This window comes from Streptomyces sp. NPDC090994 (genome assembly GCF_044768905.1).
GTDB lineage: Bacteria > Actinomycetota > Actinomycetes > Streptomycetales > Streptomycetaceae > Streptomyces.
Genome location: NZ_JBIVWS010000003.1, coordinates 496,632 through 517,764, shown reverse-complemented (window position 1 = coordinate 517,764; position 21,133 = coordinate 496,632). Strand labels below are relative to the sequence as shown.

Annotated in this window: 18 protein-coding genes; 9 read left to right on the top strand and 9 right to left on the bottom strand. The window is 68.5% G+C overall.

The genetic code is table 11. From position 1 onward, the window contains the following. Positions 1 to 214: 214 nt before the first annotated feature. Positions 215 to 547: a hypothetical protein gene (locus ACIQR3_RS09720; RefSeq protein ID WP_403536554.1), complete on the top strand. Its 333-nt coding sequence runs from the start codon at positions 215 to 217 to the stop codon at positions 545 to 547. On the opposite strand, the gene ACIQR3_RS09715 is transcribed toward ACIQR3_RS09720, so the two are convergent. After that, positions 540 to 701, bottom strand: a complete 162-nt coding sequence (locus tag ACIQR3_RS09715) for a hypothetical protein (protein WP_403536551.1) — start codon at positions 699 to 701, stop codon at positions 540 to 542. The genes ACIQR3_RS09720 and ACIQR3_RS09715 overlap by 8 nt on opposite strands. Positions 702 to 959: 258 nt before the next feature. On the opposite strand from ACIQR3_RS09715, the gene ACIQR3_RS09710 reads away from it, so the two are divergent. After that, positions 960 to 2,042: an ISAs1 family transposase gene (locus ACIQR3_RS09710; protein ID WP_403536549.1), complete on the top strand. Its 1,083-nt coding sequence runs from the start codon at positions 960 to 962 to the stop codon at positions 2,040 to 2,042. 283 nt (positions 2,043 to 2,325) lie between these two features. Here the strand turns inward: ACIQR3_RS09710 and ACIQR3_RS09705 are convergent, their stop codons facing one another. From ACIQR3_RS09705 to ACIQR3_RS09680, 6 genes are all read right to left on the bottom strand, one after another. Further along, positions 2,326 to 2,820, bottom strand: coding sequence for a DUF4265 domain-containing protein (locus ACIQR3_RS09705; protein ID WP_403536547.1), 495 nt, complete (start codon positions 2,818 to 2,820; stop codon positions 2,326 to 2,328). 80 nt (positions 2,821 to 2,900) lie between these two features. Beyond that, on the bottom strand, positions 2,901 to 3,164 hold the full coding sequence (locus tag ACIQR3_RS09700) for an HNH endonuclease (protein WP_403536544.1): 264 nt from the start codon (positions 3,162 to 3,164) through the stop codon (positions 2,901 to 2,903). 285 nt (positions 3,165 to 3,449) lie between these two features. Then, on the bottom strand, positions 3,450 to 3,725 hold the full coding sequence (locus tag ACIQR3_RS09695; protein WP_403536541.1) for a hypothetical protein: 276 nt from the start codon (positions 3,723 to 3,725) through the stop codon (positions 3,450 to 3,452). After that, on the bottom strand, positions 3,718 to 4,089 hold the full coding sequence (locus ACIQR3_RS09690; RefSeq protein WP_403536539.1) for a hypothetical protein: 372 nt from the start codon (positions 4,087 to 4,089) through the stop codon (positions 3,718 to 3,720). Before ACIQR3_RS09690 ends, ACIQR3_RS09695 begins: the two co-directional genes overlap by 8 nt. Before the next feature lie 125 nt (positions 4,090 to 4,214). Beyond that, positions 4,215 to 5,471: a helix-turn-helix domain-containing protein gene (locus tag ACIQR3_RS09685; RefSeq protein ID WP_403536536.1), complete on the bottom strand. Its 1,257-nt coding sequence runs from the start codon at positions 5,469 to 5,471 to the stop codon at positions 4,215 to 4,217. Positions 5,472 to 6,042: 571 nt separating this feature from the next. Next, complete coding sequence (locus ACIQR3_RS09680) at positions 6,043 to 6,912, bottom strand: GntR family transcriptional regulator (protein WP_403536533.1); 870 nt, start codon at positions 6,910 to 6,912, stop codon at positions 6,043 to 6,045. A 183-nt stretch (positions 6,913 to 7,095) separates the two neighbouring features. On the opposite strand from ACIQR3_RS09680, the gene ACIQR3_RS09675 reads away from it, so the two are divergent. From ACIQR3_RS09675 to ACIQR3_RS09645, 7 genes are all read left to right on the top strand, one after another. Next, positions 7,096 to 7,449 (top strand): hypothetical protein, encoded by a 354-nt coding sequence (locus ACIQR3_RS09675; RefSeq protein WP_403536530.1) that lies wholly within the window; start codon positions 7,096 to 7,098, stop codon positions 7,447 to 7,449. After that, positions 7,446 to 7,637 (top strand): hypothetical protein, encoded by a 192-nt coding sequence (locus ACIQR3_RS09670; RefSeq protein WP_403536527.1) that lies wholly within the window; start codon positions 7,446 to 7,448, stop codon positions 7,635 to 7,637. Before ACIQR3_RS09675 ends, ACIQR3_RS09670 begins: the two co-directional genes overlap by 4 nt. A gap of 1 nt (position 7,638) precedes the next feature. After that, positions 7,639 to 9,051 carry an FtsK/SpoIIIE domain-containing protein gene (locus tag ACIQR3_RS09665; protein WP_403536525.1) on the top strand — a complete coding sequence of 471 codons (1,413 nt, stop codon included), beginning with the start codon at positions 7,639 to 7,641 and terminating at the stop codon, positions 9,049 to 9,051. Between the two features lie 39 nt (positions 9,052 to 9,090). Continuing rightward, positions 9,091 to 9,858: a DUF2637 domain-containing protein gene (locus ACIQR3_RS09660; protein ID WP_403536523.1), complete on the top strand. Its 768-nt coding sequence runs from the start codon at positions 9,091 to 9,093 to the stop codon at positions 9,856 to 9,858. A gap of 157 nt (positions 9,859 to 10,015) precedes the next feature. Further along, positions 10,016 to 11,461: a replication initiator gene (locus ACIQR3_RS09655; protein ID WP_403536521.1), complete on the top strand. Its 1,446-nt coding sequence runs from the start codon at positions 10,016 to 10,018 to the stop codon at positions 11,459 to 11,461. Then, complete coding sequence (locus tag ACIQR3_RS09650) at positions 11,461 to 11,688, top strand: helix-turn-helix domain-containing protein (RefSeq protein ID WP_403536518.1); 228 nt, start codon at positions 11,461 to 11,463, stop codon at positions 11,686 to 11,688. The genes ACIQR3_RS09655 and ACIQR3_RS09650 overlap by 1 nt, the downstream gene beginning before the upstream one ends. Further along, on the top strand, positions 11,688 to 12,995 hold the full coding sequence (locus ACIQR3_RS09645) for a tyrosine-type recombinase/integrase (protein ID WP_403536516.1): 1,308 nt from the start codon (positions 11,688 to 11,690) through the stop codon (positions 12,993 to 12,995). Before ACIQR3_RS09650 ends, ACIQR3_RS09645 begins: the two co-directional genes overlap by 1 nt. Before the next feature lie 106 nt (positions 12,996 to 13,101). Here ACIQR3_RS09645 and ACIQR3_RS09640 read toward each other — a convergent pair whose 3' ends face one another. Next, the gene (locus ACIQR3_RS09640) at positions 13,102 to 13,422 is read right to left on the bottom strand and encodes a hypothetical protein (protein ID WP_403536513.1); all 321 of its coding nucleotides are present in this window, start codon (positions 13,420 to 13,422) and stop codon (positions 13,102 to 13,104) included. Beyond that, complete coding sequence (locus tag ACIQR3_RS09635) at positions 13,419 to 21,050, bottom strand: ricin-type beta-trefoil lectin domain protein (RefSeq protein WP_403536510.1); 7,632 nt, start codon at positions 21,048 to 21,050, stop codon at positions 13,419 to 13,421. The genes ACIQR3_RS09640 and ACIQR3_RS09635 overlap by 4 nt, the downstream gene beginning before the upstream one ends. Positions 21,051 to 21,133 lie beyond the last annotated feature (83 nt).

Genomic DNA, 21,133 nt, shown 5'->3' with positions numbered 1-21,133 from the left:
CGTGGTCACGCCGATAGGACCGTCGACATGCCGCCCGCATCACCCATACCTTCGAGCCACTGCTGCGCCTTGTGTATCCCGTCAAGGGACGCCATCACAGAGCAGATCGCTGTTCCCTCGCAGCACCGACCACCCGTACACCAACCAAGTGCCTGCTGCCGGTACACAGCCCCGCCATCCGCACTCGGCTGCTCCACAGCGGGGAGGCGACAGCATGAGTCCAGCCGACGAACTGCGGCTCCTGCCGTGGGCAGGGCCCGGAGGAAAGCCGTGCTACCTGTCCAGCGACGGAGCCGGATTCATGGCACGCCTCGCTGACCAGACGGAAGCAGTCCAACTCGGCCTGGCCCGAGAGTTGATCGAGGAGTCGCAGCGGATCCTCGCCAACCGCGCATGGACGTCTGGAGAACTTCACCTACTGGCCGTCCAACTGACCGAGGCACTGGTCAATGCACACCGTATTGCGGTGAGCCGTGGCGCACGCCTTCCCCTGCCCGCCCTCGACGACCCTGATCCCTGCGATGACGACAACGAGGACCTCATGTGACCGCCTGGCCGACACCCGTCATGATGCGGCAGCCTTCAACCTGGTCCGCCATGTGCTGCATGAACCAACGCATGATCTCGTAGGGGATGACGTGCTCGTCGTGGCTGTGGATGTGGACGGTCGGTTCCAGGTCCGGATCTTCGTCGGGTATCACCCAGGGGCATTGCATGAAGCGGATCGGTCTGGTTCATGCGCCTTGTCGGTGACGTCGCGTTGTGTCCCGCTCTGGGGCCTGAAAGCAGCGCAGGCACGGCGCCGGTAATCATGTGGTTGTCGAGACCCATGAGAACCGAACGAGACCGTGCCTGCCCCTGCATCATCCCCTATGCCCGTCGCGCTGGAGCACCTGACCCACGCTCCTTCGTCTGTACCTCTCATCGACGCAGCCGGGTTGCGTCTCTTTCTGGATGCGGTGCCCGATCCGCGGGATCGAAGGGGTCGCCGGCATCCGCTGTCCGCGCTGCTGGCGGCCGCGGCAGCCGCCGTGCTGGCCGGCGCCCGTTCCCTGGCCGCGATCGGTGAGTGGATCACGGACGCACCGGGCTGGGCCGTACGCGCCCTCGGTTTCGCCCCGGATCCTCTGACCGGGCAGGCCGTGGTGCCGCACCCGGCGACAGTGCGTCGTCTGCTTGCCCGTCTGGACGGCGACGCGCTGGATGCCGCGATCGGGGCCTTCCTGTCCGCGCGGGCATCCCGCACCCGTACGCCGGACGCGCTGTGGCCGATCGCAGTGGACGGCAAGACCGTCCGTGGCTCACGCACCCGGACCACGGCGGCGATCTCGCTGCTGTCCGCGATGACGCACAGCGGAGAGGTCCTCTCCCAGCGCCAGGTCGCCGACAAGAGCAACGAGATACCCTCCTTCGCGCCGCTATTGAACGGCGTCGACCTCACCCACGCCGTGATCACGGCGGATGCCCTGCACACCCAGCACGGCCACGGCACCTACCTGCGTTCGCGAGGAGCCCACTACATCGCCGTCGTGAAGAAGAACCACCCCAACCTGTTCGGCCGCGTCCGCGCTCTGCCCTGGCGTGAGATCACGCTCGACCACTACGAGCGCACCCGGGCTCACCACCGCGACGAGATCCGCCGGCTGAAGACCGCCGCGTTCGCCCACCTCGACTACCCCGACGCCCGCCAAGCCCTCCAAGTCGTGCGCTGGAGACGAGACCACAGCTCGGGCAAGCTGACCATCGAACGCGTCTACCTGATCACCAGCCTGCCGCCCAGCGCGGCCACCGGCGCCCAGCTCGCTTCCTGGATCAGAGGTCACTGGGGTATCGAGAACCTCCTCCACCACGTCCGGGACCGGACCTTCCGCAAGGACGACTCCAAAGTCCGTTCCGCTCACCTGCCCCGCACGATGGCCAGTCTCCGCAACCTGGCCATCGGCCTCCACCGGCAAGACGGCCAGAAGAACATCGCAGCCGCCCTCCGGCGAGCGGCCCGCGACTACCGCCGCCCCCTGACCCTCCTCGGCCTCACCGTATGAACCCGGACAAGATCACTTCATGCAATGCCCCTGCCCGCTTTATGCACCCGGCCTGAGGCGTAAGAGCCCGCCTGGAGAAGTCCCCGGCGCCCCTCGCACCCCGCACAATTGACAACCTCACCCCCACTCGTGAAGAAACGACTACGCGGCATCCAACCAACGCCACCCCAAAGAACTCGGCGGTTTCATAGCCAAGACCGGACGGGTGTCAGCAACTCAAATAGGGTCTTCCTCAATTCTGCGATGCACAGATCCGCCTGTCATTCTCACGCGGGCTTCGCCCTCAACTGGCGCGGAACTCCTCCACGTCTGACCACTCCCATACAGCGATACCTCCAAGTTGTCGAACCACCGCCCATACGCGCTCCACCGATCCACCCAACGGGATATGTATCGCCACATGTCGATCTCCGCTCCACTCAGCCCGCAAATCGGCATCATGAATAGCGGAAATCACATCCCTTTTGACCGAATCGAAGTCCCCCAAAGGGGTAGAAGAGGGAAAGTAGATCCTAAATACGCGATTTCCAGAATATCGAATGACCCCATTGATGCTTCCATCTTCCTCGTTGAGCGAGACGACGTCACCCATCGCCAATCCGTAAACCCGGAAGGGCAAGCAGCAAATTTCGTACTGTCCATCACCGAGAGGGCGTAGCCAAATTTGCTCCATCTGCCGAGGAAATCCGAAGGGCGCCAAATCAACCACGGCGATATAGCCTCGATCGGGCCTGTCGGCAGGTTCATCGTGAACAATGAAGCTAACTTGTGAACTCATGAACTACCTCTCTTGGATGAATGCGGATCTACCCCAGCACACAACCCGTGCCGGGGTAGGTCCACGCTCAGAGACTGCGACTATCTCCTGATGTGAGGTGGCCAATGAGAGGGCGGCCACGGGCCAGTATAACCGGCTGGCGGATTCAGGGGGGCGCCGTGATCCCTCTTTGAGCTATTGCAGTGCCGACATACCGGTGTCGTATTGGCGTCGGTCAGATCACCACCACGAACGCGCGGCTCAACATGATCCACCGCTTGTGCTGAGTTTGTCCTGCAGTACGAACACAATGGCGTGGGGAGATTCGGGTCCGCGTTAACTCCAATATTGTATTCACGGAGCATATCAGCGGGAATCCTTTGACCCGCTCCAGGCCCTCCACTTGATCCAGCGGGGATGTCATAAATCGGCTCACCATTCAAACCACAGCCGATCGGTGTATTTGTATTGTGCACCAGGACCGGCGTGGCCCCCGCCACCACATAGTACGTGTGCTACGTGGTACCGCTCTACCTGCTTCTTCGCTGGTCAGAGCGGGTTTTGCGTTCCGCTGGCGTCCGTGGTTGTGCTTGGAAATCCGTGGTTGTTGCCGTCGCTACTGCCGTCAAGGGCGCCGACGGCGGGGGCGTTCACTGCCAGGCGCCGGGTTCGGCCCGGAGGGTGGCGCGCGTGGTGCGGTGGTAGAAGTCGTGGCCGGTCTGGGCGCAGTGCTCGGCGATCCAGCGGGTCAGTTCATCCTCGGTGTGCACTTCGCCGGAGGTGGCGCCGCAGTCGTGGTCTTCGCCGGTGACGCAGACGGCCTCGAAGGTGGGCAGGGTCATGGGGTCCACGACGGTGGTCACGTGGTACTCGCGGAAGCGGTAGCGCTTGCGGGCCGGCGTACCGGTGGTGGCCGAGTCAGGCATGCTCGGCCGCCTCTTCCTGGGGGTCCGGGATGCGCTGTCCGCGCGATTCGGCCACCCGGAGCGCGTCCGTCAGGGCCTCGGCCAGTCGGGAGGCGAGCCAGCGGTACTCGGTGGCCGACAGGGCTCGTGCGCCGGGGGCCAGGACTTCGCGGGCGTGTTCCAGTAGCTCCTCGCCCATGCCGAGTTGGACGGCTTCGATGCTGTCGGCGAGTGTGGACAGGTAGCCCCTGCCATCGGTGCTGAGGTAGCAGGGGTTCCCGTCCGGGGTGGTCCATGGGAGTAAGCGGGGGCCAGCCACGCCTGCCGCCGCGTCGTAAAGTTCCCGGCGCCGCATGCGGTCCGCGTCGCTCCTGGGTTTGGTCACCGTGCACCCCCGGCTGGGTAGCTGATAGGGACACGGTGACCGTAGGAGCTGACTAGCCGTCACTCCATGTGTGGGCCAGCGCAGTTTGCGACGCAGAGTGTGCGAAGTGCTGCGCTGCGTGGTAGCTATCCGACGACGCCCAGGTAGGAAGCCATGTCGCGCATCTCGGCGGTGAGGGTGCGCTTGCGCCTCTTCAGGATCTCCTGCATGGTCTCGGCGGCCACGTGCTGGTGCTGGAGCCACTGGGGGGATGCTCGGCGTACTCCGGTCAGCTCGTCCATCGCTGCGGTCAGGTCGCCGGTGCGGGCGTGGGCGCGTGCTACGTCCATGCGGTGGCGGTTCCAGTTGTCGTCGCTCGGCCGCCCGGTGCTCTTCCATGCCTTGGGCGACAGGGCGTCCTCGCCGGCCTTGCGGACGACGGTATGCGCGTCGCCCACGACCATGGCGTCCTCCACGCCCTTCATGCCGACGGTCAGCGGACCGAAGGTCGTCCAGTGCCGGAAGAACGAGCCGGTGTGCTCCCGTCCCACGGCCGATGCCGCTGTGGTGGCCACGCGGTGGTAGTGGCGGGCCTCCTGGGGGCGGTTGTTGCGGCCTGCGGCAGCAGCAGCCCGTAGTGCCAGCCAGCCCCATGCCGCGCATTCGTCGGGGGTTGCCCTGGAAAGCCTCGGCTCGATCATGTCGGCGGTTTGGGCGGCCAGGTGCTCGGCCTCGTCCAAGCGTCCCTGGCGCAGGAGCAGCCAGCACATGCCGATCACGCCGGACGCTGCGGTGAGGGTGTCTGCGGAGCGGCGGGCGTCGGTGATCGCCCCGGCCAGGGCGGTGTAGCCGAGGTCGTACTGACGGACCTGCGTCAGATACCGCCCTGCCAGTTGCAAGGCTTCGGCTCGGGCCAGAAGCGCCTGGCGGTGTTCCTCACCGTTGTCGTAGTAGGCGACCGCGCTGTTGGCATCGCGTAGGAGTCCGGGGAGTTGGGACGCGACGCTCTTGTAGCTGTCGGAGTGGTACAGCACCGCGCCGTCATGCACCGCCCGGCGAAAGCGGCGCACGTTCGGCTCCTCTTCGCCGACCTCGCCGCCCGCATCGGCCAGCCCGACCGGCGGGGTCAGGGCGGCCCGCAGCTCGATGAGGTTGACGCGGTTCCTGTCCTCGGTTTTGCGCACCGGTTGCGGAGCGTCCGGGGCCAGCAGCGTTGCTGTGGTCACCTCCAGTGCGCGGGCGAGGGTGTGCAGCGTCTCCATGCGGACCGTTCCGCCCTGCTCGACCTTGCGCACTGTTCCCGGGGACACGCCTGCGGCGTGGGCCAGTTCCTCTTGGCTCATCCCGGCCCGACGCCGGTGCTTGCGGACGTTGTCCGCCAGCTCCGTGAGTTCCGTAGCCATCCGCTCACCACCTCCAGCGCCACGGTACGCCGGACGGGCGCGTCAACCGGTGGCTATCCGGCAGATACCCGCCACGGAGCGATCACCACCCCCGCGCGGGGCCGGGCTCCGGCAGGACCGGGACCTGAGCGGGTGGGGCCCCTCGTCGGTCGGGCAGCTTCGCCGGACCAGGGTTCCCCGGGGGCCGCCAAGGCTCACCCCGTGACGCGTGCGCTCGGCCTTGGCGGCCCCCGGGGGTTCCTGGTACGCCTCCGGTGACCGGGCGACGAGGGACCCCACCCGCGCCCCGCGACCACTCACCACGACGGAACCGCACCCGACATTCGGCCCCGATGCCCCTCGGAGGGAGGGCCGGGGTCTGGGGCAGAGCCCCAGGTGGCTTCGCTGTGCTGGCTGTTGCGCGCCCGGACCGGCGGGGCCGACGGCGAGCGGGGCGGAGACAGGAGCGGGCGGCGGCCCCGCAGGGCCGGAGCGCGCGCGGCCCGCGACAGCGGGCCGCCTTGATCAAGTAAAGAAACTCTGAACAGCTCACCCGCTCGACAACCCGTTCATCGAGTTGCCGGGTCGACGGTCAGGGTCGCTGCTGTCGGCGCTTCTTCGATTCGGCCAGTGCGGTCTTCAGCTTCTCGCTCGGCGATACGTCCGGTTCGGCGTCCTCGTCGTGGAGGGGTGGCAGGAGCAGGCCGCGTCGGCTCTTCTCCCGCTTAACCTTGCGGCGCTCGTTGAAGAGTCGCTGATGCTCTTCCCGAACCACGTCCCATCGCCGATCTAGCTCCGCTTCTCGCGCCAGCAGCTCCTCGTCGCTGAGGTCGGCGAACTCGGTGGCGGCTGCGCGCGCCTCGCGGTCAATCTCCTCGCGCAGCAGGTAGTTCGCGATCGGCCCGTGGTACTTGCCCGGCTCCGGTTCCTGGCGGACGAAGACGCCGCGCCCCTTGACCGCGTACACCAGCCCGGCTTGCTTGAGGCTTCGATAGGCGTTCTGCGCGGTGGAGTTGGCGACTTTGAACCGCTCTTGGATCTCCCGGGCGGGAGGGAGCTGGGAGCCCGGAGGGTAGGTGCCTTCCAGGATCTCTCGGCGGAGGATGTCGGCGACCTGGGCGTAGGGCGGTCGGGCGTCTTCGTTGCGGATGCCGTCGGCCGGCCAGTCGGGGCCTTCGGTGTCGGCGCCCTTGTGTTCGCCGCCGGTCCCTTCGAGACTCCGGCCGGAGGAGGTGCTGACATAGCTGCCCCGGCCGAGCTGGGAGTAGACCAAGCCTTCCTGCTTGAGCACGCGCAGGGCGTTTTGGACGGTGGAGCTGGAGACCCCGAACCGGTCACGCAGCACGTTGGCTGAGGGCAGGCGCTCGCCGGGGCGGAACTCACCGCTCAAGATCGCGTCTCGCAGTGCCTCGGCGGCCTGGAGGTACGGCGGCCGGGAGTCCTCATCCAGGGGCAGGGTCATGCCCCAACGGTATCGCCAGGAAGCCGTAGCGATACAGGCAGATCGACGGGCTCACCAGGTGGCCACCTACTAACCTGATCGAAGTCACAACCTAATCGACCTTGCAAGTTGAGCGATCATCTCCTTATGCTCCATGTCGAGTCGATCAAGCGGCTCCATCTCGAACGACGAGGATGTGATGGCATGGCCATGTCTCGAATCCGTGTTGCTCTGCTGCCGTCGGCGGTGTGCATCGCGGGCACCGAGCCGGTACTGAAGATCAAGGACCAGCAGACCGGGGAGGTCGCCACCGACCGGGAGACCGGCGCGTCGCTGTACACGGTGACCGTGATGCTCATGGAGGACGGCCGGGCCGAGGTCCTGAAGATCACGGTTCCGGAGTCGGGTCTGGCGGCCGGGCTGAAGCCGGGCGTGATGGTGCGGCCGGTTAGGCTGTTCGCCACCCCGTGGGCGCGGATCTTCAATGGTCAGCTCTCCGACGGCGTCGCCTACCGCGCCGCCCGCCTGGAGCTGGTCGCGGCGGAGGCGGCCCAGTGACCGGCCTCGACAATCGGGGTCCGCTGCGGGAGCTGCATGCGCTGCGGCCTCTGCCGGGCACTGAGGGCAAGGCGACGTTCTCCGCATCCGGCGCGGTGCTCGCCCTGCTCGGCCTGACCCCGGCGGATGCGGCCGGGCTGGACCTGGCCGACGTCCTCCGCCTGATATCCGAGACCAAGGGGGACTGACATGGAAGCCGTGACGGATTTCGGACCGGATGCGCTGCTGGTCGCGGCCGTGCTGGTCAGTGTGACGCTGCTGCTGGTCGTGGTGCGCTACGTGCGGGCCGACCGGGGCATGCGGGTCAGCATGCGGCAGGCCGTGCGGGTTCGCTGGGGCTGGGTGCGGCTGGCTCGGATGGCCGGGCTGACGGTCACCGACAAGACACCGGGTCTGCTCGCGCAGATCACCGCACAGAAGGACGGTCCTGCCCCCACGCCTCGGGTGCTGACTCCGAGGATCAAGGTCAAGCCGGACCAGTTCGGTGTGATCGTCCGGGCCAGGACCCTGCCGCAGGTCGGGCTGGAGGAGTACCAGAAGGCGGCACGCTTCCTGGCGGATGCCTGGCGGTGCACGCGGGTGTCCGTCCTGCCGGACGGCCCCGGCAAGGTGGTGATCCGAGGCGTGCGCTCCGACCCGTTGACCACGCCGACCAAGCACCGGCCCACCGGCCGCCCGCCGGAGGACGTGGCGCGCTGGGAACTGGGAGTGGACGAGTACGCCGCACCTGTCTGCGTGTCTCTGGCAAACGTGCCCGGGGTGACGGTGGCCGGCACACCCGGCGCGGGCAAGACCTCGGGGATCAACAAGTTCGTCTGTGAGCTCGCGCCGTCGGCGGCCGTGCAGTTCGTGGGCTTCGACGGGAAGGTGTCGCGAGCCGAAGAGGGCGACTACGCCGACCTGGTCAAGCGGATGTTCGCGTTCTGCGGTGACGACCTGGACGAGGCCAACGCGCTGTTCAAGCGCCTGGTGGCGCTGCGTCGGCGGCGATCCTCGGTGATCCGTGACGTGCTGGGCGTGAAGAACATGTGGCACGTCGGCCCCTCGCGGCTGTGGCCGCTCACGGTGGTGCTCATCGATGAGGCGCACACGTTCTTCCGCGAGTACAAGGGCAGCGACGCTGAGACGAAACGTTTGGCCGCGCTGACTGCGGACAACGCCCGGCTGGTAGAGGACCTGGTCAAGAAGGGCCGAAGCGTCGGCATCCTGACCATCCTGATCAGCCAGAAGACCACGGGCGATGCCATCCCGACGTTCATCCGCGACGTGTGCCCGGTGGGACTGTCGTTCGCGCAGAAGACGGTGGAAGCCGCAGTGGCCGCTCTGGGTGACGACATCCGCAACTGGCCCGATGCCAGCCCGGTCACCTTGCAGGACCCCGCCTATGTCGGGGTCGCGGTGATGGCGATGCAGGGCCGTCCCGGCTTCACCCGGATCCGCACCCCGTACGTCTCCGACGCCGACGCCGCCTGTATCGCGGAAGCCACCTCGCACCTGACCGCCGACCCCGCCCTATGCCTGGACGCCCTCCTCGACACCGTCGACCACACGGGCCGCGACGACAGGCCAGACGGCCCGGCCGTCTCCCTGGCCAAGCCCTGAACGCCCCCGATCCCCACGCCCCGAGAGGAGGCTCCGCGCATGGCGGAGGAACGGTTCACCCGGCGCACCGTGACCGTGGTCATGGCGGTCATCGCGGTCCTGGCCTTCGTCTTCTCCTTCGGTAACGTCTGGGCGCTGGCTCTGCGGCTCGGTGTCCCGCGCCCGATCGCGCCGCTGATCGCTCCCATGGTGGACCTGTCCGTCGTCGGACTCCTGGTCGCGCTGCGGTTCCTGGCCCTGCGCGGTGTCCCCGAGCACGACCTGAAGGCCGGCAAGCGCCTGCTGCACCTGTGCGGGCTGCTCACCCTCGCGCTGAACACCGCCGAGCCCCTGTTGACCGGGCGCTACGGCCGGGCCTGCCTGGATACCGTCGCCCCGCTCCTGCTGCTCGGCTGGGGCCACGTCGGCCCTACCTTCCTCGCCCACTTCCACACCGCCGCACACCTGGAGGACGCCACCACATCTGCCCCAGCACCCGCACCCATCGCTGAGCCGGTGCCCACCTCGGCGCCCGCTCCCGAGATGGCGGCCACGGCCCCTGAGTCGGTCCCCGCCGCGACACCTGCGCCGACCCTGGCCGAAGCGCCTGCCGTGATCGAGGTGCCCGACTCCGCCCCCGCCCCGACCGCCACCAAGGCGCCTGCCACCGGCACCCGCCCGGCCCTGCCCGCCGCCCTGTTGAGTGCGGCCCGGCGCATCGCGGACACCCACCACGCCGAGCACGGAACGCCGGTCACCGCCGCCCAGCTCGCAACCCGCATGGGCGTCGCCCTGCCGGTGGCCACCGCCGCCCTCGCTCAGCTCTGAGCCACCCCGGCCACCGGCCGGATCGCCTCTCCCCTGAAATCCACGCTCACCCGATGGGCCTGGTTCGTCATGCCCCGAGCAGCACCAACACGCCCCACAGCCACATGGCCGGTTGTTGCTCGGGGCCACCCACCCCGACAGAAGGGACACGCCCCGAATGGTCACCCTGGACCTACGCCACGTGGCAAGCCCCGCCGTGCGGGACCTGCTCCACCTCGTCAACCACACCGACCTCGACCGCGCACAGCAGCAGATCGAACGCCTCGGCGGCTGCACCGAACCCGTCCGCCTGACCGGCCACACCACCACCGTCGACACCACAACCGGCGAGGTCCTGCGCTCCTACACCACGGCGGAGGAGCCCACGGGCAGCCTGCTCACCGCGTGCGGCAACCGCCGCGCCTCCCGCTGCCCGGCCTGCTCCCGCCTCTACGCCGCCGACACCTACCACCTCATCCGCGCCGGCCTGTCCGGCGGCAAGACCGTCCCCGACACTGTCCGCACCCACCCCCGCGTCTTCGTCACCCTCACCGCTCCCTCCTTCGGCCCCGTCCACAACCGCCCCACCACCCCGGGCGGCGACATCCGTCCCTGCCGCTGCCGCAAGCTCCACGAACCCACGGACCCCGTGCTGGGCACGCCCCTGGACCCGGCGACGTACGACTACGCGGGCGCGGTCCTGTTCAACGCCCACGCCGGAGCCTTGTGGGCACGCTTCACCACCTACCTGCGCCGCGAGCTCGCCGCCCTACTCCGCATGACCCAGAAGGCCGCCCGCGCGGTCCTGCGGGTCTCCTTCGCCAAGGTCGCCGAGTACCAGCAGCGCGGCCTGGTCCACTTCCACGCCGTCATCCGCCTCGACGGCCCGGACGGCACCAGTCAGCCACCGCCGCCGTACGCCACTGTCGCTGTGCTCGCCGACGCCGTACGCGCCGCCGCCGCGCGGGTCCGCATTATGGTCGAGTCGGATGCGGTCGGGGAACGCGAACTCGCCTGGGGCGAACAGCTCGACGTCCGCGAGATCACGGCCTTCGGCGCGGACTCCGAATTCACTGATCAGGCCGTGGCCGCCTACGTGGCGAAGTACGCCACCAAGTCCGCCGACGCCTCCGGCACCCTCGACCGCGCCCTGTTCTGCCGTCCCTGCCAGGGACGCGGCGCCACCCTTCTGCCCCACGGCACCCCGCTCCCCTGCACCGCGTGCGACGGCACCGGACAGGCCCGGCCCCTGCCCCGCCTGGCCGTCGCCCACCACGTGCGGCAGATGATCCGCACCTGCTGGGAGCTGGGCAAGCTGCCGGAGTTCGCCGTCCTCAAGCTCTGGAAGTGGGCGCACATGCTCGGCTTTCGGGGCCACTTTTCCACCAAGTCCCGCCGCTACTCCACCACCCTGGGCGCGCTGCGCGCCGCCCGCCGCGCCTGGCGCACCGAACAGGCCCGCGCCCACGCCGGCCTGCCCGAGCCCGACCCGGACACCACCCTCGTCATCGGCCACTGGGCCTACCTCGGTACCGGCTACAGCCCCGGCGCCGCGCTCCTCGCCGCCGCCGTCTGGCACCGCAGAGAACTCGCACGGCAGTTCATCGCAGAAGGGGGCTGCTGATGACCGCACATGACCTGGTCCCGCCCCGCCAGCCGGTGACCACGCCGGAGGAACTGCTGACGGTGCCCCAGGTCATGGCCCGCCTCCAGCTCGGCCGCTCCGCCGTCTACGACCTGCTCCGCACCCGCCAGCTCGCCTCAATCACCCTCGGCCGCGCCCGACGCATCCCCGCCCACGCCCTCACCGCCTTCATCCGCACCCGCCTCGACCAGGAAGCCGCCGCCTGATGACCACACCCCGCGACACCCCCGCCTCCCGCCGTGTCCGTGCCAACGGCGACGGAACCGTATACCAGCGCAAGGACGGCCGCTGGGAAGCCGCCGGATACGTCCTCGCCCCCGGCAACACCCGTCGTCGTGTTCGCGTCTACGGCACCACCCGGAAGGAGGCCCTGGCCAAGCTCACCGAGAAGATCGCCAACAGCAACCGCGGCCTCCCCGTCCCCTCCACGCAGGGCAGCGTGGCCGCGTACCTGACGTACTGGCTGGAGACCGTCGCCGTCCACCACCTCCGCGAGAACACCCACACCCGCTACACCACCTGCGTCAACCGCTACCTCATCCCCGGCCTCGGCAAGAAGAAGCTCGCCAAGCTCACAGCCAAAGAGGTCCGTACCTGGCTCAACCAACTCCGCACCACCTGCCAGTGCTGCACGCGCGGCATCGACGCCCGGCGCGACCAGCCCCGCTGCTGCGCCGCCGACCAGTGCTGCCACAAGCTGCTCTCCCCACTGACACTCACCTACATCCACTCCGTCCTCAAGTCCGCCCTGGAACACGCCGTCCGGGAGGAAGAGATCCCGCGCAACGTCGCCCGCAACGTCCGCACCGGCACCCCACAGCCCCGACGCTTCGAACCCCTCACCGCCGACGAAGCCCGTCAGCTTCTCACCGCCGCGCAAGGTCACCGGCTGCACGCGCTGTTCGAACTGGCTCTCCATACCGGGCTCCGCAAGGGCGAACTCCTCGGCCTGCGCTGGGAAGACCTCGACCTCGACGCCAGCACCGCCGCCATCCGCCGCACACTCCAGCGCACCAGCGCAGGCGGGCTTACCACGCTGCCCACCAAGACCCGGGCCTCCGAACGCCGCATCGCCCTCCCCACTCGCTGCGTCCACTCACTGAAGCACCACCACGAACAACAGCAGCGCGACCGTCACACGGCAGGCACCGAATGGCAGCACAACGGGCACGTGTTCACCACGCCGCAGGGCAGGCCGATCGACCCGACCAACCTCACCCGCACCTTCACCACGCTCCTCCGTAAGGCCGGCCTCCGCCGCATCCGCTTCCACGACCTCCGCCATTCGACCGCAACCCTCCTCCTGGAACAGGGCGTCGAACTCGTCGTCATCAAGGAGCTCCTCGGCCACGCACACATCGGCGTCACCGCCACCGTCTACGCCCACGTCCGACTCCGACTCCAACGAGACGCCATCGACACCCTCAGCACCGCGCTCGGCAGCCAGGAGGACACCGAGACGGCGCGATCCAACGGCGATGAACCGCCACCCTGCGTAGCTCGCGTCCGCTGACGTTGCCGTCAACTACTGCCGTCACCACCACGCAGAAGCCCCGCCGAGATGGGCGGGGCTTCACGTATGCCATCACGCGCTCGACCGTGATCGAAACCGGACTGATTCAGCTCTGGCCGCTGCTCCCAGAGACCCAATCAACCAGCTTCTCGAACTCTGCCCTCAACTGGTCAGGATGCACGTCGGACAAGTACTTCTCGCAGGGAGAAGGGTCGACCTCATAGTCGATAGTCGACACCTGAACCTCGCCTGAATTCCAGACTGTCAGGTAGGACCCCCTCCCCTCTTTCTCCACATAGACCCCGAAGGACTTCTTCTCCGCATGTTCTGCGGAATCGAACACCTCAAGCGTAATCCCTTCTCCTTCCAACCGCGGACGAGACTCATGGATTCTCACCCTGAGCAGGTCAGGCAGAGTTTCATTCATTTTCTGTCTACAATCCTGAGGTTCTCGAATGAAGGCATTTCCGGCGGCGGAAGGCCACGCTTGGCATTGAGTTTCGCGTAAATCGGATGCTGCGGTCCGGGTATCTGAGCCCACCCGGGTTCACCAGCAGGCTTCAGGCAGGAACACGGCACATCGAACTCCGCGTAGATCGACCCTGGCGCAGCCTGCTTGCGGTAGGCATCAGAGTTAGCGGGATGCGCTACGTACGTGGAAGTTCCGCCACTTCCCGCTTGCACCTTTCCCGTGTCGCTCATCGCTTGATACTCATCTTCCGACATCCATCGGCCCACGGTGGTGTTGCAATTGTGAACGAGTACCGGCGTGGCCCCCGCCACCACATAGTACGTATGCAGGTCGCTGACGGTCAGGTTATGAACCGTCGCCCGCTGTACCGTCCACCGTTCGATCGCCGTGATCTGGACGTACGTGCCGGCGCTGGTGCGCAGCCACTGGCCGGGCTTCAGGTCGGTGGCGTCGATCCACTCTCCCAGTTCGGGGACCCAGAACGGGTGGGCGTCAGTGGCCGTTACCTCGGCGGTGGTGCCGTCGGCCGTGGTGATCTCGACCTTGACCAGGTGCTTGACGCCCTTGCCAAGGATCTCGGCGGTGACCGTCTCCACGGCCGTCTCGCCAGTTTCCGGGTCGGTGGCCAGGACCTTGTCGCCGTTCTCGACGTCCTCGATGGGCTTGGTGGTGCCATCGGCCATCAAGACGAGGGTGCCGGGTACGAAGCTGTTGGTCTTGCAGCCGATGCCCTCCCCGGAAGATCCTTCGGAGGACTCCCCGGAGGACTCCCCCGAAGACTCCGACGACTCCTGGGTTTTCCCTGATGACTCGTCCTTGGCCCGGGCCTGCCGCGGCTTCGGCTCTGCCTGCTTCGCCTCCGTCTTCTGTGTCTTCTGGACGGCATTGCCTGTCTTCTGCGCGTCCTTCTTAGCCTTGCGGGTGGCCGCCTCCTTGGCCTTCTTGCGCAGCTGGGCTGCCCGTTCGGCCGCCTTGCGCTTGGCCTCCTTCGCCTTGCGGGCCAGTTCGCGGGCCTTCTTGGCCATTTCGATGATCTTGCGGGCCTTCTCCTTGGCCTTCATCCACGCGTTGACCGCGCTCGCGATCCGCGACGCCGCTTTGATGACCGAGGGGATCTTGGTCAGTTTCGTCCACGGGATCGCCTGGATGAACAGGCTGCCGCACGCCCACAGGTCACCCCGGGAGAAACAGCCGACCACGTCGTTCCAGCCGATGAAGTCCTTCAGCGCGGCCCAGCCGACCGAGAGGATGACGTCCGCCAGGGAGGTGTTCAGTTGGTTCTTCGCCCAGGCCTCCGCCGAGGCCGAGGGGCCGCCGTACTCGCTCGTGCCGCCCTCCGACGCCAGGCCGGTCGGGTCGGCGAAGGTGACCGGGTTGTTCTCGCAGTAGACGTACCCGTTCATCTGGACCGGGTCCTCCAGGTCCAGGACCGGGTCGGCGGAGAGGAAGCGGCCCGTGTCCGGGTCGTACTCGCGGGCGCCCAGGTGGACCAGGCCGCTGCTCGCGTCGTCGCCGCCGCCGACGTAGCTCCGGTGGGAGCGCCACGTCGTCGACTCGGTGCGTTCCGCGCCGAACGGGTCGGTCTTGGAGAACTTGACCTTGTTGCCGGAGGCCAGCTCCACGTTGGCGTACGCGGTGCCGTTCTGGTCGGTGATCTGGACGGACAGGGACGAGGCACTGGTGCCCTGCGCGTAGCGCATCACCGTCGGGGCGCCCGCCTGGGAGTAGTAGCGCTCGGTGTAGGCGGGGGCGCCGGCCGCGTTGACCGAGATCGTCGACTCGCCCAGGTACAGGGTGCGTTCGGTGTTCGAGATCGCCATCAGGCGGGAGCCGTCGCCGCCGTAGACGTACGTCGTCTCGTTGTCCGGCAGCCACTGCTGGTTGGCGCCGGTGTCGCAGGTGTTCAGTTGCAGGTCGGTGCCGTCGGCCGAGTTGGACGACGGGACGTCCAGGCACTTGCCCGACGCGACGTGCTTCAGGGTCCCGGTGGCGGTCGCCGTCCACTGCTGGGCCGCCGCGCCCGTGCAGTCGGCGATGACGACCGCCGTGCCGTTCGCGGTGGCGCCGCCCTTCGGGACCGCGCACTTGCCGAGGATCTTCAGGGCGCCGGTCGACGGGTCGGCAGCAGAGGCCGAGTCGATGCGGAACTTCTGGGCCTTGCTGCCGTTGCAGGAGTAGAGCTGGAGGGGGGTGCCGGCCGTCGTGAGAGCGCTGGACAGGTCAAGGCACTTGTCGGCCAGGCCCTGCCAGGCGCCGGCGCCGTTTTCGCCGAAGCCGGTGATCTTCTCGACCTGGCCGTCCCAGGTCCAGGCCAGGGCCTGTTCCGATCCGTCGTACGTGCGGGTGGTCGTGTTGCCCGCGTCGTCGTACGTCAGGGTCGTCGCCTCGGTGACCTGGGCGCCGGAGACCGCCTTGTAGGTCGAGGACATGCCGGTCAGGGTGTGCGGCTGGGTGCCGTCCGCCTTGCCGTAGGTGTAGGAGGTAGTGGCGTCGGCGGTGGTGTCCAGGCCGGGGTCGTGCTCGACCAGCTTGGTGCGGTTGCCGAGGGCGTCATACGCGTAGCTCTGCCAGTAGCCGCTGTTGGCGTCGGTGACGTTGGTCGTGCCGTCCGCGTAGCTGGGGGCGGCTGTCTCCTTGCCGGTGACCTTGCACGCGGAGGGTGCGGTCCACGCCTCGGTGAGCTGGCCCAGGGCGTCGTAGTCGAAGCACTGGAGGTCCGTGACCTCGTTCGCGCGGTCGGCGATGGAGGTGACGTTGCCGGCCGGGTCGTAGGTGTAGCTGCGGGCGTTGACGCGGTGGCCGGTGACGGCCGTGGTGTCGCTGGTCGACTCGCGGTCCACGATGGCCTGGGTCAGTTCGCCCGTCGCCTCGTCGAAGAGGTTCGTCGTCCAGACCCGGTTCGGGTTCTCGCCGCTGACCGTCCGCAGGACCTGGCCGTACGGGGAGTACGAGGTGTCCGCGGTGTACCAGTCGGTGCCGGAGGTGGAGACCGGCAGGCCGTCCTCGTTGTAGCGGACCACCAGCTTCTCGGCGGGCAAGGTGCCCACGGCGGGGAGGTTGGTCGCCTCCAGGACGCCCAGGTCCGAGTACTCGAAGCTGTAGCGGTACGTCGGCTCCAGGCCGTAGGCCATGGCGACCGACTCGGGGATGGTGATCTGCTGGCCGGTCGGCTGGTAGTCGGCGGTGTAGCCGGTGACCGCGGTGGTGTAGGCGAGGCCGTCGGTGTAGCGGGTCTGCGAGGTGGGCAGGCCGGCGCCGCCGATGAGGGTGTCGTAGACCGTCTTGGCGAGGAGGGTGCCGGTGGCCGAGCCCTCGCGCTGCTCAATGGGACGGGAGAGCTTGTCGTAGACCGTGGCGACGGTGGTGTTCTCGTCCGCGACCAGCGTGGGGCGGTCCAGGTTGTCGTACTCGGTGGTCGTCGTGCCGGTGTCCGGGTCGACCGCCTTGGTCTGCCGGCCACGGGCGTCGTACGTCCAGCTCCAGGTGTTGCCCTCGGAGTCCTCCGCCTTCACCTGGTCGCCGCGCTCGTCGAACGTGTAGGTCGTCGAGCGGTGCGCGGCGCGCAGCGCGTCCGTGAACGTGTCGACGCGGACCGTGCGGCCCAGGGCGTCGGACCAGGTGCGCTGGGCGGTGGCGCCCTCGGGGTTGATGACGGTGGAGTAGTCGAGGCCGTACTCGTTGGTGGTGGCCTTCTCCTCGGCCTCCTCGCCGTTGAGATACGGCGTCTCGGTGAGGGTGCGGCCCAGGCCGTCGTAGGAGTACAGGGTGGCGTTGGGGACCTGGTAGTCCGAGGCCAGCTCGAACAGGACCGTGGAGGGGTCGCCGACGTCGTAGTACGCGTTGTTGGTCTGGGCGATGGTGCCGTTGGCGCTGTAGAGGATGTCGGTGATCAGGCGTCCGCCGCCGACCGCCGGGTCCTGCTTCTGGCGTTCCCGGCCGAGGCCGTCGTAGATGACGGTGGAGACGTCGTAGTCGCCGTCGTCGGTGAGGGACTCGGTGGTCACCGAGACCGGCTGGCCGATGGTCGTGTCGTAGGTGAACTTCGCCGACGGGGACTCGGACGTCGGGCGGGAGGGGGCCCACATCCGGGCGGCGCGGCCGAGGGCGTCGTACTCGTACGTCGTCGTCCGGCCGTTGATGTCCTCCTCGGTGAGGGAGACTCCGCGGCCGGGCTCGACCGTGGTGATCTCCTCCTGGCCGAGCGCGTTGGCGGTCTTGATCTGGAAGACCTGGCCGTCGTCGGGGACGTACGTCGTGACGTCCTTGTTCGTCTCGTCGTTCTCGGCGATGGCCTCGGCGTTGCGGGTGACCGTGGTGCGGCCGTAGCCGTCGTAGGTGACCTCGCCGTCCTTCACCCAGCCGCCGCCGTCACCGGTGATCGCCCAGGTGGTGGTGGCGTTGCCGGTGGTGGGGGCGTCGCCGTACGCGCCCCCGTCGTAGGCGACGCGGGAGCCGTCGATCCAGTCGGCGGCGGTCGCGGTGCCGGCCTCGTCGCAGGTGCCGGCGGTGGTCAGGGTCTGCTTGGCGAGGCCGATGAGGTGCTTGGACGTGTTGTGGACGTACGACATGACCGTGCAGGTGTCGTCGTCCGTGTTGTCGCTCGCGGTGTCGGGCGACCAGTCGTTGTACTCGGTCACCTCGACGGGCAGGCCGTAGGTCTCGTCGTACTCCGTGGCCGTGTAGAGGACGCGGGTCGTGCGCTTGTCGTCGCCGGTGCCGGAGGACCGGGTGTAGGTGAGCGACTCGGGGACCGTGATGCGCCAGGCCTTGAGGTCGGGAATGCCTCCGGAGCGGCTGCGGGAGGCCAGCAGCAGGGCCCTCGGCTTGTCGACCGTCCGGGTCAGCCAGTCGTCGGCGCCGGCGGTGGCCGAGGGGTAGGTGAGGGTCTCGGCGACGCGGCCGGTGAAGGGTTCCTTGTCCTCCGCGATGACCGCGTCGGCGGCGTCCCTCACGGTGACCGAACGGGTGCTGCCGTCGGGAAGCTTGTCGCCGTCCATGCCCCGGAAGTAGCGGGTCTCGGTCATGCCCCGCTCGGTGGACATCAGCGGGGTGTCGCTGTCGTCGCCGGTGTAGGTGCGGACCCGGGCGAAGCCGCGCCACTGGTCGTAGGTGCGGGTCTTCTTCTTGGAGAACTCCGCCTGGTTCAGCGCCCAGGCGCCGCCGTCGAGGTACTCGTACGTGGTGGTGACCGGGTCGACGCCGGTGAGGGCGGGGAGTTCCTGGACGGACTCGACGACGTACTTGTGGAACCAGTCGATGGTCTCCACGTCGGGGTCGGCGTTCCAGTACACCGGGAAGCACAGGCCGGTGTTCTCCTCGGGCTTCGGGAAGCCGCTGCCGGTCTTGCAGGCGCCGGCCGGTGCCTTGTAGGTGACGACGGTCTCGCCGCCGTACTCGCTGACGACCCGGGCGACGCGCAGCCGGTCGAAGGCGGGGTTGGGGTCGTCGGCCCCTTCCTTGACCCGGTTGGGCATGGGCTGGCTGTTGGCGAGGAACTGCACCGGGTTCAGTGCGATGGCTTCGGAGTCCGTGCCGTAGCCGGTGCGGGTGATGGACTCCAGCCAGAGGGCGGTGCCCTCGTCGGTGAGGTCGGCGGGCAGGGACTGCTGGAGGGTCCAGCTGTCCACCTTGGACAGGGCGGTGGAGCCCTGGGTGCGCTGCGTCAGGGTGGTCACCTGGGCGAGGCGCTTGCGCGACCAGAAGGTGGGGACCGGGACGTAGCACTCCTTGCCGGCGGCGCAGTACAGGTCGGCCGGGGTGTCGTACCAGATGCGGTTCTTGGCGAAGTCACCGGAGGCGAAGTTGTCGTCCTCGTCGCCGGACTTGGTGCAGGTGATGTCGCCTTCCTTGAAGCAGCGCTCGTCGACGTCGAAGGCGACCCGGGAGATCGGGTCGGCGTACGGCTCGTCCGCCTTCAGGCCGTAGTCGATGCGCTTGAGGTAGCCGCCGCGGTCGTAGGAGACGGGCGTCTTGAACTTGTTGTTCTGGGCGTAGTGGTTGGTCTCCTTCGCCCACCACAGGGTCATCGCGTTGCCGTCGGTGTCGACGACGAAGTCGAGGTTCCAGCGCCAGGCCTGGTCGCAGAAGGAGCCCGCGAAGTCACCCGCCTGGTAGCAGGGTTCCTTGTCCTGATTGCCGGCGACCGGAACCGTCAGGACCGAGTCCGTCACCGGGTCGCCGCTCGCCCAGTCGTCGTCCAGCTTGTGCTTGCCGAAGTAGTACTGGGTGCCGTCGCGGGTGGTGACCCGCCAGTACTCGCCGTCGGCGTCGCCGTTGCCGAGGCCGGTGTCCCTGAGCAGTTCGACGCGGGAGCCGTCGCCGCTCGCGGTGACCCAGGCGTCACCGTACGGGTCGGCCTTGTCGGGCAGGACCAGTTCGGTGGTGGTGCCGCCGAGGGTGAGGGTGGCGTTGTACGAGCCGAAGCAGAGGTCGCTGGTCTTCTTCTTGTTGTTGCCGCCGGTCATGTCGTCGCGGCAGGAGGTGTACGTGCGGGTGATGGAACCCGCGTTGTACTCCCAGCCGTCGCCGATCCAGGAGGGCTGGTTGTTGGAGGCGGACGTACGGCCGTCCACGACCTGGGAGTTGTAGCCGAAGGAGACCGCCGGGGACGGGCCGCCCGGCACGCTCGGGGTCTGGAGGGTGTACGAGTAGCTGAAGCCGCCGGCATTGCCGCCGGCCGACCAGGACCCGGCGCTGACCAGCGGAGTCGCGCCGAAGTCGCCCTTGGAGCCGGAGCCGGAGTCGGTCGCGAGCAGGACGGAGGAGCCGGAGCCGTCGGCGGTCGCGGCGGCGAGGGAGGCCAAGGGGGTGCCGCCGGTGGACTTCCCGGTGCGGTACACGCCGTCCGTGACGGTGCCCTCGGTGGAGGAGGCCGCTGTGGAGGCCGTCTCCTCGGAGGTGCCGCCCGCCGCCAGCGCCTCGGTGGCCACGGTCGCCTCGATGCGGCGCTCGTACACCGGGTTGCCGTCGGCGTCCGTGCCGGTCTGCTCGACCACGTTGTCGGTGGTGACCTCGGACGGCTCGGAGCAGCCCTCGGTGTCCGGGGTGGTCAGGAAGCACGCCGGGTACTGCGCGAACGACAGCCGGTCGGCCCAGTTGGCGCCGTACAGCTCGGAGAAGTCGCTGTAGTCCAGGGCGATCACGGCGTCGCCGGTGGCCTCGGCGGGCGGGGTGACGGTGAGGGCCACGCCCTCGATCGTGGTGGCGGCCAGTTCGTCCTGGCCGGCGAGTGTGACCTGCCACTGGCCCTCCAGGGCGGCGGCCTCGGTCGCGGTGGCGGTCTCGGGAGCGCCCACCTCGACAGGAAGGGCGGTGCCGTCCTCCTGGACGAGCGGGACCATCTCTCCGGGAGTGAGGCCGGTGAGGTCCTGGGCGGCCGAGCCGCGGGCGGGGGCGGTGACGTTGCTCGGGTCGTACTCCACGGGCTGCTCGGCCTCGGCCGTGGTCAGTTCGGCGAGCTGCCCGCCGTTCTCGCCCTCGGCCTGCTCCGGCTCGGGGAGGTCGACCAGGTCGACACCGCTGCGGTCGTCGTCCGGCGGCAGCGCGTAGGCGGCGGGCAGGATGCCCATGGTCAGGGCGACCACGGTCGAACCGATGACGGCGACGCGTATCCGCGCCCGTCTGCGGCGCTCGGCGCGCGTGCGAACGCGCTCCTGCCTGCCGCTCC